Here is a 15640-nt window from a genome sequence, read left to right as displayed (position 1 = left end):
CAGGTAAAATATGGCCAGTGATAATACGACCGCGCAGCGAGAATATCTGCTGGAAATGACGGATGTCTCAAAATCATTTCCCGGCGTTAAAGCGTTAGATAATGTGAATTTAAAAGTGCGGCCTCACTCTGTTCATGCATTAATGGGCGAGAACGGTGCCGGGAAATCCACCTTATTAAAATGCCTGTTTGGTATTTATAAAAAAAGATACCGGCAGTATCCTGTTTCAGGGTAAAGAGATCGACTATAAAAGTTCCAAAGAGGCGCTGGAAAATGGCGTGTCGATGGTGCATCAGGAATTAAACCTGGTTCTGCAGCGTACCGTGATGGACAATATGTGGCTTGGGCGTTATCCGCGCAAAGGCTTCTTTGTCGATCAGGATAAAATGTACCGGGATACCAAAGCGATTTTTGACGAGCTGGATATCGATATCGATCCGCGCGACAAAGTTGCCAATCTTTCTGTATCGCAGATGCAGATGATTGAAATTGCCAAAGCGTTCTCCTACGATGCGAAAATTGTGATTATGGATGAGCCGACCTCCTCGTTAACCGAGAAAGAGGTTAATCACCTGTTCACGATTATTCGTAAGCTGAAAGATCGCGGCTGTGGCATTGTTTATATTTCGCATAAAATGGAAGAGATTTTCCAGCTGTGTGATGAGATTACTATCCTGCGTGATGGTCAGTGGATCACTTCTCAGCCGCTGGAAGGGCTGGATATGGATAAGATCATCTCCATGATGGTTGGCCGTTCACTGAACCAGCGTTTCCCTGACCGTACTAACGTGCCAGGCGAGACGATTCTTGAGGTGCGTCATCTGACGTCACTGCGTCAGCCATCGATTCGCGACATCTCATTTGATTTGCGTAAAGGGGAGATACTCGGCATTGCCGGGCTGGTGGGCGCCAAACGTACCGATATCGTCGAAACGCTGTTTGGCATTCGCGAAAAATCGGGCGGCACCATTAAACTGCATGGCAAACCGATTAATAATCACAGCGCCAATGAAGCCATTAACCACGGTTTTGCGCTGGTGACTGAAGAGCGTCGCTCAACCGGTATTTATGCTTTCCTCGACATTGGTTTTAACTCGCTTATTTCCAATATCAAAAAATATAAAAACAGTATGGGACTGCTGGATAATAAACGCATGAAGAGTGATACCCAATGGGTGATCGATTCTATGCGTGTAAAAACGCCAGGCCACCATACTCAGATTGGTTCGCTTTCGGGCGGTAACCAGCAAAAAGTGATTATTGGCCGCTGGTTATTGACCCAGCCTGAAATCCTGATGCTTGATGAACCCACTCGCGGTATTGATGTTGGTGCAAAATTCGAAATTTACCAGTTAATTGCTGAGCTGGCGAAAAGAGAAAAGGGCATCATTATTATCTCATCCGAAATGCCGGAGCTGTTAGGCATTACCGATCGTATTCTGGTAATGAGTAATGGTCTGGTAGCAGGCATAGTTGATACCAAAACGACCACGCAGAACGAAATATTGCGTTTAGCGTCATTACACCTTTAATGAAGCAAGGGCTGTTAACATGAAAGCGACTACAAAAAAAGAATGCGCTAACCTGGTTAAAAGAGGGCGGCATTTATGTCGTGCTGCTGGTATTGCTGGCTATTATTATTTTCCAGGACCCCTCATTTTTAAGTTTAATGAACCTGAGTAATATTCTGACCCAATCTTCGGTGCGCATTATTATTGCACTGGGTGTGGCGGGTCTGATTGTGACGCAGGGTACTGACCTGTCAGCCGGACGTCAGGTCGGTCTGGCGGCGGTTGTCGCCGCGACGCTGCTGCAGGCGATGGATAACGCGAATAAGGTCTTCCCGACGCTGGATACGGTGCCGATTCCACTGGTAATCCTGACCGTGTGCATCATCGGCGGCGTGATTGGTCTGGTCAACGGTGTGATTATTGCTTACCTCAAGGTAACGCCATTTATCACCACGCTGGGCACCATGATCATCGTTTACGGTATCAACTCACTCTATTACGACTTTGTTGGCGCATCACCGATTGCCGGTTTTGATACAGGGTTCTCGAAATTTACCCAGGGCTTCTTACGCTTTGGTGATTTCAAGCTCTCGTTCATCACCTTCTACGCCGTGATTGCCATTATTTTCGTCTGGGTGCTGTGGAATAAAACCCGTTTCGGCAAGAACATTTTTGCTATCGGCGGTAACCCGGAAGCGGCGAAAGTCTCAGGCGTTAACGTCAACCTGAACCTGATCATGATTTATGCCCTGTCAGGTGTGTTCTACGCCTTCGGCGGGATGCTGGAAGCGGGTCGTATCGGTTCGGCCACCAACAACCTCGGCTTTATGTATGAGCTGGATGCGATTGCGGCCTGTGTGGTCGGCGGTGTCTCCTTCGCCGGTGGTGTGGGTAGCGTGGCGGGCGTAGTGACCGGTGTGTTGATCTTCACCGTTATCAACTACGGTCTGACCTATATCGGCGTCAACCCTTACTGGCAGTACATCATTAAAGGCGGCATCATCATCTTCGCCGTGGCGCTGGATTCCCTGAAATATTCACGTAAGAAGTAAGTCTTCTTCAGTGCTCACAAAGCGACCTTCGGGTCGCTTTTTTTATTATGTGGAAGTGGTGGGTGTTGCTGTGAGATCGAGTATGCGAAGGGAACACGGTCAGATCGGAAAGACGCTAAGGCCAGTAAATGATCTGCCTGTGTCATTCCTCCGCAGAACGCTTTTTATAGCGGAGAGTGCTGGAATCGTTGCTGTGAGATCGAGTATGCGTAGGGAACACGGTCAGATCGGAAAGTCGCAAAAGCCGTCATCCATGACACGCTCGGCCCACGCCATCCCTGGCGTGGGACGCTTTCCTCCTCTGACCCTGTTCCCTGCGCGTTGAGCTGATTTATTGCTGTCATATGTAGCTCGCTTCAACTTCTCAGCAGACCGGTCTTCACCATCAGACGGCGACAAAAGCTAAAACGATGGGAGCATATGCCCGTAGTAATAAAGCATCGCAGGCTATGGACAAAATGCCGGGAGCGTTTTTGAACAACGCAGCGCGTTGGCCCGTTTACGGGCGCACCTCAGGGATGAGGTGCGTAATCGCCCACGCTGAGCCCGCCAGGTATAGAGGTCCTGCGTCTTTGCAGAAGGCGTATGCTCCCTGAGCCAGCATATTACCGTCAGCTCCTAGAGCCTTGCACGTTACTGCCAGACTTCGGCACAGCAGTAACCAGCATAAAGAAGCCGCAGCGCGTGAGCTATTTCCGCAGCTTCTGTTCCAGCTCCAGCAGCTGCTCCGGCGTCACTGCCGGGTAGCTCTGCGCATCTTCAGGGACATCGCGTACGGCGGGGATCGGCACCAGTGGGCCCAGGAAGCGCGGTTCGCGCTTAAGCAGGAAGAGGTCCACCAGCGCGCCCAGCCGGGCACCTACCTCACGGAAGCGCACGCTAAGCATGTTCTTCGGTGAGGGCACCGCATAACACTGCGCCTGAATACCCAGCTGTAGGGCGATAAACAGCGCACGCTCACAATGGAAACGCTGCGTGATAATAATGAAGTCGTTGGTATCAAACACTTTGCGGGTGCGCACAATCGAATCCAGTGTACGGAAGCCGGCGTAATCGAGCACGATATCAGCCGGATCGACACCGGCTTTGATGAGATCGCGGCGCATCGTCATCGGCTCGTTATAGCTTTGCAGCGCGTTATCACCGCTTAACAGCAGATAATTGACCTTGCCGCTGTTGTAGGCATTCAGCGCGCCCTGCATACGATAGAGGTAATACTGATTGATGACGCCGGTGCGATAATATTTCGCCGTACCCAGTACCACACCGACCTGACGATGTGGCAAAGAGGCGACATTTTCGTAGATAAAGGGCGCAGTTTTCCAGCTGATCCAGCGATCAAGGCCGAGCGCCGTTGCCATCATCAGTAAGATGATGAAAAGCAGACCAATGAAAACGCGTTTCAGCATGCGCCTGGAGACTCGATGTCAGAATAGTGAGATGGGACAAGGCTACTTGAGCTATCACTGTGAAGCAAGTTACTGCCGGCTGGCTGTGCTCTTTTTGAACACTGCCGGATCGGATGCAATCCGGCAGTCTGAAGATTAAATCGAGGTACGACGATAATGACGGTACTGCGGCAGCCAGAAGTTGTTGGCGATAGCCTGTGACAACACATCTTCAGAGGTCACCACGGCGACACCCGCCAGCTGAGCAGCTTTACCCACTTCCATCGCAATGATTTTCGATACACCCTGGATATCTTTAATCTCAGGCAGCACCGGGCCTTCACCTTCATTCACCAGCGGAGAGCAGTCAGCGAGCGCGCGGCTGGCGGTCATCAGCATGGTATCGGTAACGCGGCTGGCACCCGAAGCAATCACACCCAGACCAATGCCCGGGAAGATGTAGGAGTTGTTGCACTGCGCAATCGGATAGGTTTTACCGTTCCAGCTCACCGGCGAGAACGGACTGCCGGTTGCGACCAGTGCGGCACCGTCAGTCCAGGCGATGATATCGGCTGGCGTCGCTTCCACGCGTGATGTCGGGTTCGACAGTGGCATCACAATAGGGCGCTTACAGTGCTTGTGCATCTCGCGGATGATCTCTTCGGTGAACAGGCCCGGCTGGCCAGAGACACCAATCAGAATATCGGGCTGCGCATTGCGCACCACGTCCAGCAGCGAGATGGAATCATTGGTGACATCCCACTGCTGCAGGTTTTCGCTCTTCTGCACCAGCTTGCTCTGGAAATCGAGCAGGTTAGGCAGCTTGTCAGTGAGCAGACCAAAGCGATCCACCATCATTACGCGGCCACGCGCTTCCTCGTCACTCAGACCTTCGGATTTCATCTGTGCGATGATCTGTTCAGCGATACCACAACCTGCGGAACCGGCGCCCAGGAACACCACTTTCTGCTCGCACAGGCGGCTGCCGGCGGCGCGGCTGGCGGCAATCAGCGTACCCACGGTTACGGCGGCAGTGCCCTGAATATCATCATTAAAGCAGCAGACTTCATCGCGATAGCGGTTCAGCAGCGGCATGGCATTCTTCTGGGCGAAATCTTCAAACTGCAACAGCACTTTCGGCCAGCGGCGTTTAACGGCCTGAATAAAATCGTTCACGAACGCATCATACTCATCACCGGTGATGCGCGGATGACGCCAGCCCATATAGAGCGGATCGTTCAGCAACTGCTGGTTGTTGGTACCAACATCCAACACCACCGGCAGGGTGTAAGCCGGACTGATGCCGCCACAGGCGGTATAGAGTGAAAGCTTACCAATCGGGATACCCATACCACCGATGCCCTGATCGCCGAGGCCCAGAATACGCTCGCCATCAGTCACCACGATCACCTTCACATTCTGCTTGGTGGCGTTTTGCAGCATATCTTCGATATGGTCGCGGTTAGGGTAGGAGATGAAGACGCCGCGCGCACGACGGTAGATTTCAGAGAAGTGTTCGCAGGCTGCGCCGACGGTCGGGGTGTAGATGATGGGCATCATCTCTTCGAGATGGTTATCCAGCAGGCGGTAGAACAGCGTTTCGTTGGTGTCCTGGATGTTACGCAGGTAGACATGCTTATCGTTATTGTTTTTGAAGTCCTGGAACTGACGCCAGGCACGCTGCGCCTGCTCTTCAATCGATTCCACTGCTTCTGGCAGCAGACCGTTGAGGTTGAATTCGTTACGTTCTTCGATACTAAAGGCGCTGCCTTTGTTCAGCAGGGGAAATTCCAGCAAAATCGGGCCAGCATAAGGGATATACAGCGGGCGTTTACTTTCGTAGTCGAGTTCCATGCGGTAATGCTCCGGTTGCAGTGTTGTCTGGCGTCACGCCGGAAAGGTAGCGCCAGTTTTCTTACCCGTTATAGCTCAGACTGCAGGCCTGGCAGCGGCAGGGGAACCGCTGCTAAAACATTCACGACCGTGCTGCTATCCTGCAACCTGAATTATTCAGAGTAATTTGTAATCACGTGAATTCTGGCGCCAGATCCTATGAAATTTCCCGCAGAAGTACAGCGTTTGTTCATAAAAGCTCACAAAACTGTGGCCTCTCTGACAGCGGGTTATGCTTTGTACAGCGTCACCTGCAGCAGCTCACCGCAACCAAATGTCTCAAGCGTCGCCTGTGTGGCGGCGAACTGGCTTAGCGTGGCATTTTCCACTTCGGCTAATACCGCTTTTTTTATCTGACGAACATCGCCACCCTGCATGTTGAGCAGGACCAGCGCCGCCTGAAGGGGCGGAAAACTCGGGTTAAAGGCGGCATTTTCCGCATAGCGCCCGATGACAATCGTGCCGGTTGCGGTCAGCAGCGCAACACCGGCGTGTGACTGGCTGTAAGGCGCGTGGCTGGCATTGGCAGCGGCAACTGCGGCCTGCACCAGTTCATCGCCTTCGGCTACATAGCCGTGATCCACGCTGTCCATCAGGAAGGTCGTGATGTCCAGATCGCGCGGTCCAAAGGCATCCGGCAGATAATCGGCCAGGGTGCTGACCGCGCGTTGTGGCAGGCTGATACGAATGTTCGTGCCGCTGTTCAGCTCGTTCATAAACTGACGGCAGTGACCGCACGGCGTGTAGTTAACGGTGATCGTCTCAAGCTGGCTTTCGCCACGCAGCCACGCATGGGTAATGGCGCTCTGCTCGGCGTGAACCGTCTGCTGCAACGGCGTACCGGTAAATTCCATGTTGGCCCCGAAGTACCAGTTGCCGCTGACGCCACGGGCGATAGCCCCGACGTTAAAATGCGACACGGTAGCAACGGCACAGGCCGCCGCCAGGGGCAGCAGCGCCAGCGCCAGAGCATCGGCATCCATCTGTGTCTGTTGCTGCAGTGAGGCGACCTGGTCGGCGCTCAGCACCGCCTGAAAGCCAGGATCGTCCAGCAGCGGAGCGAGTGCGGTTTGCAGCGTTGACGGCAATGCCTCAAAGGCAGAGAGGAAACGGGATTGCATGTGAGCCTCATTAGATTCAGCAGGGCGATGTGCCAGTCACCGGTTTATATGTGATCCACATCGCTCTGACAATGTAACCTGTGTTGCATGTTTCAACTTTGCGAGATCTCTCGCAAACTTTCAGCCAAACCAGTGCAGCAGCAGCGGAAAAATAAACGGCGCCAGCAGTGAGGTGATGATGCCGCAGATCACCAGCGCCAGTGAGCTGAATGCCCCTTCCTGATAGTCGAGTTCAGCGGCGCGCGCTGTGCCGAGGGCGTGCGACGCGTTACCTATCGCCAGTCCGCGCGCTGCTTTAGATTTCACGCCAAGCAGATTCAGCACGGTATGTCCGAACACCGCCCCCAGTACCCCGGCAATCAGCACGCAGATGGCGCTGATGGCGGGAATACCGTGCAGCGAACCGGAGACGGCCATCGCAATGGGCGTGGTAACGGATTTAGGAACAATGGTAGCGGCGATTTCAGGCGTGGCACCCATCCACAGAGCAATAGCGGTGCCAGAGGTCATGGCGGTCACACTGCCGATAAAGCAGACGCCAATAATCGATTTCCAGCGGGCTCGGATCTGGTGCATCTGCTCATACAGCGGCAGTGCCAGCGCGACAACTGCCGGTTGCAGCAGCTGATTAAGAATCTGACTGCCCGCGAAATAGCGCGAATAGGGCAGCTGCAACAGCAGCAGAATCGGGATAATAATCGCCATCGCGACCAGCAGCGGATTAAGCAGCGAGATTTTCAGCCGTATCGCCAGTTTGCGCGCCAGAAAAAATGCCGCCAGCGTCAGTGGCAGTGACCACCATATTTCACTCATCGCCTGACTCCCCGGCCGGACGGCGACTATGAAGCTGGTGGGCGCTTACGCCGACAATAGAGAGAACCAGGAAGGTGCTGACGACGCAGGAGATCACGATAGGGCCAAACTGCGCGGTCAGAATATCGGTGTAGCTCATTACCCCGACGCTGATTGGCACAAATAGCAGCGCCATATAGCGAATCAGCAGATGGCAGCCCGGTTTAACCCAGCTGACAGGCAGGATCTGCGAGGCGAGCAGGGCAAACAGAATTAACATCCCAAGGATGCTGCCAGGCAGTTTGATGGGCAGCAGCGAGGCGATGCCGATTCCGGCGTATAAGCAGAGATAAATGATGATAAAGGCGCGAAGATAGCGCCCGCAGACAGACAGCACGGTGAGCATGGCAGGCTCCTGTTTTCACTGAGCTTCATCATACGCATTAACCGCTTAGCGTGCTAGCGATCACATTTATGCAGCGGTATGGCCGTAGCAGATACAGATTTTCAGGGGCAGGAGTGGAATGGACACGGTGCACATTCAGAGCGAGGAGTGATAGCCCTTCGCGCCCGTGATGAGGCACGAAGGGTTTGAGAACGGCACTGCGCTAAGCGGTTAAAGCCGCAGAATGCAGAGTGTTACTTAACGGGCATTCCCGGTACAGCACCGCTGTCAACGGACAGCACAAACAGATCTTTGCCGCCAGGACCCGCTGACAGCACCATGCCTTCAGAGATACCAAAGCGCATTTTACGCGGCGCGAGGTTGGCCACGATAATGGTCATTTTACCGACCAGCACAGAGGGATCGGGATAGGCGGCGCGGATACCCGAGAAGATCTGACGCTTTTCACCGCCCAGGTCGAGCTGCAGGCGCAGCAGCTTGTCCGAACCCTCAACCAGTTCCGCCTGCTCAATCAGCGCCACGCGCATATCAACTTTGGCGAAATCGTCGATGGTGATGGTGTCACCTACCGGCGAATCTGCCAGCGGGCCGCTTGCGGCCGGTGCACTGGCGGCAGCGGCATCCTCTTTCGAGGCCTCAATCAGTCCTTCAACCTTTGCCATCTCAATGCGGCTGTAGAGCGCTTTGAATGGCGCAACCTGGTGATCCAGCAGCGGTTGCGCGATAGCATCCCAGCTCAGTTCGCAGTTCAGGAAGCCTTCTGCACGGGCGCTCAGTGACGGCAGCACCGGCTTCAGCCAGGTCATCAGAATGCGGAACAGGTTAATGCCCATTGAGCAGATCGCCTGCAGATCGGCATCACGGCCTTCCTGCTTCGCCACCACCCACGGAGCCTGCTCATCGACATAACGGTTCGCCAGGTCAGCCAGCGCCATGATCTCACGAATAGCCCGGCTGTATTCACGACCGGCCCAGGCTTCACCAATCTTCTCTGACGCGTCCACAAAGGTCTGATAGAGCGCCGGATCGGCCAGCTCAGCCGCCAGTTTGCCGTCAAAGCGTTTGGTGATAAAGCCCGCGTTACGTGACGCCAGGTTAACCACTTTGTTGACGATGTCGGCGTTTACGCGCTGGACGAAATCTTCCAGATTCAGGTCGATATCGTCGATACGTGAAGAGAGTTTCGCCGCGTAGTAGTAACGCAGGCTGTCCGCATCCAGATGCTGCAACCAGGTGCTGGCTTTAATAAAGGTGCCGCGCGACTTCGACATCTTGGCACCGTTGACGGTGACATAGCCGTGCACAAACAGGTTGTTCGGCTTGCGGAAGTTACTGCCTTCCAGCATCGCTGGCCAGAACAGGCTGTGGAAGTAGACGATATCTTTACCGATGAAGTGATAGAGCTCGGTCGTGGAGTCTTTACGCCAGAATTCGTCGAAGTCGATGTCGCCGCGCTTGTCGCACAGGTTCTTGAACGAGCCCATGTAGCCGATAGGCGCATCCAGCCAGACATAAAAATATTTGCCTGGCGCGTCCGGAATTTCAAAGCCGAAGTAAGGCGCGTCTCGGGAGATATCCCACTGCTGCAGGCCCGATTCGAACCACTCCTGCATTTTGTTCGCCACCTGATCCTGCAGCGCACCCGAGCGGGTCCAGGCCTGCAGCATGGCGCTGAACGAGGGCAGATCAAAGAAGAAGTGTTCAGAGTCGCGCAGAACCGGTGTCGCACCAGAGACCACCGATTTTGGCTCGATCAACTCGGTCGGGCTGTAGGTCGCGCCACACACTTCGCAGTTATCGCCATACTGATCGGCAGATTTACATTTCGGGCAGGTGCCTTTCACAAAACGGTCCGGCAGGAACATCCCTTTTTCCGGATCGTAAAGCTGGGAGATGGTGCGGTTTTTAATAAAACCTTTCTCTTTCAGACGGCCATAAATCAGCGCAGAAAGCTCACGGTTTTCGTCGCCGTGGGTCGAGTGATAGTTGTCATAGCTGACGTTGAAACCGGCAAAGTCGGCTTCATGCTCGCTTTTCATTTCTGCAATCATCTGCTCCGGTGCAATCCCTAACTGCTGAGCTTTCAGCATGATAGGCGTGCCGTGCGCATCATCGGCGCAGATGAAATAAACCTGATTGCCACGCATTCGCTGATAACGCACCCAAATGTCGGCCTGGATATGCTCGAGCATATGGCCGAGATGGATTGATCCGTTCGCGTAAGGCAGTGCGCACGTTACCAGAATTTTTTTAGCGACTTGAGTCATAGTTTGCGTAGCTTTCTGTTGATTGAAAAAACGGGCTTAGATGGTAACTGAAGGCTTCTCCTGCGTAAACACAAGGGATTCACCCCCTCCGGTCACCGCAGATCCACGAGCATCTGATATCATTGACAATACATCGCTGAAACACAGCGTAAGCACAGCAGAAATAAGGAGTAGGGGATGACAGCACAATCCCGGGAACCGCAGACGCCAGAAGGCCTGCGCGCCATCGTGGCTGGCGTATTGAGAAGCTTTGAGCATTCGACCCTTAAGCAGAATCTCACCGCCCTGAAGGCGTTACATCACGTGGCACAGCTTGACGGTACGCTGCATGTGGAGCTGCTGATGCCGTTTGCCTGGGCCAGCGGGTTCGACGTCCTGAAAGAGCAGGTCAGCGCCGAACTGCTGCGTCAGACCGGCGCGGGTGCCATCGACTGGCGACTCAGCCATGATATTGCCACCCTGAAACGGGTGAAAAACCAGCCGGGCGTCAACGGCGTGAAAAATATTATTGCGGTCAGCTCTGGCAAAGGCGGCGTGGGTAAATCCAGCACCGCCGTGAACATGGCGCTGGCGCTGGCAGCAGAGGGGGGCGCGGGTCGGTATTCTTGACGCCGACATTTATGGCCCGTCAGTTCCGAACATGCTTGGCACCCAGGATCAACGGCCTACCTCGCCGGATGGCACCCACATGGCGCCGATCATGGCGCACGGGCTGGCAACCAACTCTATTGGTTATCTGGTCACGGACGACAATGCGATGGTGTGGCGCGGGCCGATGGCCAGCAAAGCGCTGATGCAGCTGCTGAACGAGACGCTGTGGCCTGAGCTGGATTATCTGGTGCTGGATATGCCACCCGGTACCGGTGACATTCAGCTAACGCTGGCGCAGAACGTACCGGTCACGGGCGCGCTGGTGGTGACCACGCCGCAGGATATCGCCCTGATTGATGCCCGCAAAGGGCTGGTGATGTTTGAAAAGGTCAATGTGCCGGTACTTGGCGTGGTGGAAAACATGAGCCTGCATGTCTGCAGTCAGTGTGGCTTCCATGAGCCGATTTTCGGCACCGGCGGCGCACAAAAACTGGTAGAGGATTACCAGACGCAACTGCTGGCCCAGCTGCCGCTGCACATTGACCTGCGCGAAGATCTCGATGAAGGTCAGCCGACGGTGATTCGCCGGCCCGATAGCGAGTTTACCGCGCTTTATCGCCAGCTGGCCGGACGCGTTGCTGCCCAGCTTTACTGGCAGGGCGAAGTCATCCCCGGCGATATCGCGTTCCGCGCGCTTTAAGCCCGACCCGACCCGCTGGCATATTGCGAGGCCAGCGGGTAGTGCATTAACACGTAGCCGCCATGTTCGCCTTCGCCCTGTGAAATCATCTTCCAGCCATGTTTCAGGTAAAAGGCCTGCGCCGCTTTATTCTTCTGCAGGCACTTCAGCGCACCGGTTGAGGTAAAGCGCGCCTCTGCCGCCTTAAGCAAAGCGCTGCCCACGCCGCGCCCCTGCCAGTCAGGATCGACATAGAGGCTGTGCAGGAAATTATCGTTCTCCAGCAGGCCGGCAAATCCGACCCGCTGTCCGTCAGCTTCCGCGACCAGCACGGTTTCACCCAGGATTACCCCATCAAAATCTTCCAGCTGCCACTCGCTGCCGTCCAGCCAGCGCCAGTTATGCCGACGCGCCGCCAGAAACAGCGTACGCAGAAAAGGACGATCGGCTTCAGTAAACGGACGAATCTCCACAAGTCAGCTCCCTTTTAATCCGGTCTAACAAAACTAGCAGCGATTTGCGGAGAGGGGCGGAAAAGATAAAGCGGGTTAAATGTCACGTAAATCGCTGTACACTGCCTGCCGGGCCAGAGAGCATCAGGCTCTTAGCGTTTGATAGCTTTCGTTAATCAAATTGATAACGACTGCATATTAGATGTTGGCCCGGAAATTATGTAACCTGCATCACATATTTTAACGGAGGCCACCAGATGTCTATTATCAATACCAAAATCAAGCCGTTCAAAAACGCAGCATTCAAAAACGGCGAATTCATCGACGTAACCGAGAAAGACGTTGAAGGTAAATGGAGTGTGTTCTTCTTCTATCCAGCTGACTTCACCTTCGTCTGCCCGACCGAGCTGGGCGACGTGGCTGATCACTACGAAGAGTTCCAGAAACTGGGCGTAGATATCTACTCCGTTTCTACCGATACCCACTTTACCCACAAAGCCTGGCACGGTTCTTCTGACACCATCGCGAAAATCCAGTACACGATGATCGGTGACCCGACTGGCGCGCTGACCCGTAACTTCGAAATCATGCGCGAAGACGAAGGTCTGGCTGACCGTGGTACCTTTATCGTTGACCCGGAAGGCGTTATCCAGGCAATCGAAATCACTGCTGAAGGCATTGGCCGTGACGCCTCTGACCTGCTGCGCAAAGTGAAAGCGGCTCAGTACGTGGCTTCTCACCCAGGTGAAGTGTGCCCGGCTAAATGGAAAGAAGGTGATGCAACACTGGCTCCGTCTCTGGACCTGGTTGGCAAAATCTAATTCCGCTTCGGCCTTTCGACCATTCTCCAATCGGGTGCTGCGGCACCCGATTTTTTGACCAGGATATCACTATGCTCGACACAAATCTGAAAACCCAGCTCAAGGCTTACCTTGAGAAATTAACCAAACCTGTTGAGTTGATTGCCACGCTGGACGAAGGTGCAAAATCAACCGAGATCCGTGAACTGTTGGTTGATATCGCCGGTTTGTCTGACAAAGTCAGCTTCCGCGAAGAGAACGATCGTCAGGTGCGTAAGCCCTCATTTCTGATCACCAACCCAGGTTCGAACAGCGGCCCGCGTTTTGCCGGTTCACCTCTGGGTCACGAATTTACCTCACTGGTGCTGGCACTGTTACAGACCGGTGGGCATCCGTCGAAAGAAGCACAAAGCCTGCTGGATCAGATTGCCGCGCTGGACAGCGACTTCCATTTCGAAACCTACTATTCACTCTCATGCCATAACTGCCCTGACGTCGTACAGGCGCTGAACCTGATGGCGGTGATTAACCCGCGCATCAGCCACACCGCTATCGACGGTGGCCTGTTCCAGAACGAGATTCAGGAACGTAACGTGATGGGCGTGCCAGCGGTTTACCTCAATGGTAAAGAGTTTGGTCAGGGTCGCATGAGCCTGGCGGAAATCGTCAGCAAAGTGGATACCAATGCCGACAAACGTGCAGCGGAAGAGCTGAACAAGCGTGACGCCTATGAAGTCCTGATTATCGGCAGCGGCCCGGCGGGCGCAGCGGCAGCCATCTACTCAGCACGTAAAGGTATCCGTACCGGCCTGCTGGGTGAGCGTTTTGGCGGTCAGGTGCTGGACACGGTCGATATCGAAAACTATATCTCCGTACCGAAAACCGAAGGGGCAAAACTGGCCGGTTCACTGCGCGCACACGTGGATGATTACAACGTAGACGTCATTGAAAGCCAGAGCGCCATCAAACTGATCCCGGCAGCGAAAGAGGGCGGAATGCATGCCATCGAAACCGCCTCCGGCGCAGTATTGAAATCACGCAGCATCATCCTGGCGACCGGCGCACGCTGGCGTAACATGGGTGTGCCGGGTGAAGAAGAGTATCGCACCAAAGGCGTGACCTACTGCCCACACTGCGATGGCCCGCTGTTTAAAGGCAAACGCACGGCGGTGATCGGCGGCGGTAACTCCGGCGTGGAAGCGGCCATTGACCTGGCCGGTATCGTTGAACACGTTACGCTGCTGGAGTTTGCCGGTGAGATGCGCGCCGATCAGGTGCTGCAGGATAAACTGCGCAGCCTGAAGAACGTGGATGTGATCCTGAACGCGCAGACCACCGAAGTGAAAGGCGACGGCACCAAAGTCACCGGCCTGCACTATATCGATCGCACGACGCAGACCACTCATGAGCTGCCGCTCTCCGGTATCTTCGTTCAGATCGGTCTGTTGCCAAACACCCCATGGCTGGAAGGTGCGGTTGAGCGCAACAAAATGGGTGAGATCATCATCGATGGTAAATGTGAAACCAGCCTGAAAGGCGTGTTCGCCGCGGGCGACTGCACCACCGTACCGTACAAGCAGATCATCATCGCCAGCGGCGAAGGTGCTAAAGCCTCACTGAGCGCTTTTGACTATCTGATTCGTACCAAATCGGCTGAGTAACATTTAGTTAGCCAGACAATAGCCCTTCAGCACGCCTGCTGAGGGGCTTTTTTTGTTAATAGCCCGCCAGCGTCATCAGCATCATCCAGATTGGCGTCGTCACCGCCGCAAACACGGTAGAAAAGAGCATGCTCGCCGCCGCCGGGCCGGTAATGACATTGAACTTCTGCGACATCAGATAGACGTTAACCCCGACTGCCATCGATCCCAGCAGCACCACCACTTTACTCTCCAGCGGCGGCAGATCGGTCAGCCACGCGATAGCCCATACCGTCATCGGTTGCAGCACCAGCTTCAGCAGGCAGATGGTATAGCTCTCTTTTAAGCCATCCCGCACCCGATAGTGTGCCAGGCTCATGCCCAGCGTCACCAGCGACAGAGGTGCAGCCAGTGAGGCCAGCATCTTTAGCGGTTCAGCGGCCAGCAGCGGCAAGGGACGTTGCAGAAAGCTCCAGGCTGTACCGCTGAGAATACCGATGATCAGCGGATTCTTCAGCACGCCGAGCAGGGTGCGCCAGAGTCCTTCCAGCGAGAAGCTGCCCTGTTTTGCCCACTCGACCGAAACGGTCAGTAAGGTCCAGAGGATCAGGCTGTTAAACACCAGCACCAGCGCCACCGGGGGCAGGGCTTCTGGCCCCAGCAGTACCGTGGCCACTGGGATCCCCAGCATGACGTTGTTGGAAAAGATGCCGCCCAGCGCAAAAACCGACGCCGCTACGCCATCCAGATTAAACAGCCTTGTTGCCAGCAGTCGTCCCACGATAAACACCAGCAGGCAACTGCCGAAAAAGGCCAGCAACAGGCGCGCATCCACCGGCGGACTTTGCGAGAAGGTGCTCATCACCCGAAACAGCATGCAGGGCAGGGCAACGTTAAACACAAAGCGGTTCATCCCTTCGCTGATGCTGGCGGGCCATTTCCCGAGGCGCGTCAGGCAGTACCCCAGCAGGATCAGGATAAACAGCGGGGCTGACAGGTAAATTTGATGGCTTAAGCTTTCAAACAGCAGTGGCATAGAGAGAGTCTG

10 protein-coding genes and 3 pseudogenes are annotated in these 15640 nt (G+C 54.7%); 5 read left to right on the top strand and 8 right to left on the bottom strand.

The features are described from left to right. Positions 1-10: 10 nt before the first annotated feature. Positions 11-1532: pseudogene (mglA, locus tag JNO11_RS13020) on the top strand (galactose/methyl galactoside ABC transporter ATP-binding protein MglA). A gap of 35 nt (positions 1533-1567) precedes the next feature. Further along, positions 1568-2563: pseudogene (gene mglC / locus JNO11_RS13015) on the top strand (galactose/methyl galactoside ABC transporter permease MglC); the annotation flags it as partial. Between the two features lie 689 nt (positions 2564-3252). Here mglC and sanA read toward each other — a convergent pair. From sanA to metG, 6 genes are all read right to left on the bottom strand, one after another. Next, positions 3253-3972 (bottom strand): outer membrane permeability protein SanA, encoded by a 720-nt coding sequence (gene sanA / locus JNO11_RS13010; protein ID WP_010248246.1) that lies wholly within the window; start codon positions 3970-3972, stop codon positions 3253-3255. 135 nt (positions 3973-4107) lie between these two features. Beyond that, positions 4108-5805 carry an NAD-dependent malic enzyme gene (locus tag JNO11_RS13005; RefSeq protein WP_033788243.1) on the bottom strand — a complete coding sequence of 566 codons (1698 nt, stop codon included), beginning with the start codon at positions 5803-5805 and terminating at the stop codon, positions 4108-4110. Between the two features lie 269 nt (positions 5806-6074). After that, positions 6075-6965, bottom strand: coding sequence for a cytidine deaminase (gene cdd / locus JNO11_RS13000; RefSeq protein WP_325177399.1), 891 nt, complete (start codon positions 6963-6965; stop codon positions 6075-6077). A 120-nt stretch (positions 6966-7085) separates the two neighbouring features. Beyond that, positions 7086-7778, bottom strand: a complete 693-nt coding sequence (locus JNO11_RS12995) for a CidB/LrgB family autolysis modulator (RefSeq protein WP_010248240.1) — start codon at positions 7776-7778, stop codon at positions 7086-7088. Next, positions 7771-8163 carry a CidA/LrgA family protein gene (locus JNO11_RS12990; RefSeq protein WP_010248237.1) on the bottom strand — a complete coding sequence of 131 codons (393 nt, stop codon included), beginning with the start codon at positions 8161-8163 and terminating at the stop codon, positions 7771-7773. The genes JNO11_RS12995 and JNO11_RS12990 overlap by 8 nt, the downstream gene beginning before the upstream one ends. Positions 8164-8396: 233 nt before the next feature. Further along, positions 8397-10430 carry a methionine--tRNA ligase gene (gene metG, locus JNO11_RS12985; RefSeq protein ID WP_325177398.1) on the bottom strand — a complete coding sequence of 678 codons (2034 nt, stop codon included), beginning with the start codon at positions 10428-10430 and terminating at the stop codon, positions 8397-8399. A gap of 177 nt (positions 10431-10607) precedes the next feature. Between metG and apbC the strand changes: the two are divergent. Beyond that, positions 10608-11721, top strand: a pseudogene (gene apbC, locus JNO11_RS12980) (iron-sulfur cluster carrier protein ApbC). Here the strand turns inward: apbC and JNO11_RS12975 are convergent. Next, complete coding sequence (locus JNO11_RS12975; protein ID WP_010670997.1) at positions 11718-12173, bottom strand: GNAT family N-acetyltransferase; 456 nt, start codon at positions 12171-12173, stop codon at positions 11718-11720. The pseudogene apbC and the gene JNO11_RS12975 sit on opposite strands and share 4 nt — an antisense overlap. Positions 12174-12409: 236 nt before the next feature. Between JNO11_RS12975 and ahpC the strand changes: the two genes are divergently transcribed. Together ahpC and ahpF are read left to right on the top strand one after the other, a co-directional pair. Continuing rightward, positions 12410-12973, top strand: coding sequence for an alkyl hydroperoxide reductase subunit C (gene ahpC, locus JNO11_RS12970; RefSeq protein ID WP_010248225.1), 564 nt, complete (start codon positions 12410-12412; stop codon positions 12971-12973). A gap of 71 nt (positions 12974-13044) precedes the next feature. Continuing rightward, a complete protein-coding gene (gene ahpF, locus JNO11_RS12965; RefSeq protein ID WP_010248223.1) occupies positions 13045-14613 on the top strand; it encodes an alkyl hydroperoxide reductase subunit F in 1569 nt (522 codons plus the stop codon). A gap of 55 nt (positions 14614-14668) precedes the next feature. Here ahpF and JNO11_RS12960 read toward each other — a convergent pair whose 3' ends face one another. Next, entirely contained in the window at positions 14669-15628 is a 960-nt protein-coding gene (locus JNO11_RS12960; RefSeq protein ID WP_022625034.1) for an AEC family transporter, read from the bottom strand. Between the last annotated feature and the right edge of the window lie 12 nt (positions 15629-15640).

It is taken from the genome of Pantoea sp. 1B4 (assembly GCF_016925765.1).
Taxonomy (GTDB): domain Bacteria; phylum Pseudomonadota; class Gammaproteobacteria; order Enterobacterales; family Enterobacteriaceae; genus Pantoea; species Pantoea agglomerans.
Note: the sequence above shows the minus strand (reverse complement) of the source record. Positions and strands in the feature narration are given on the sequence as shown.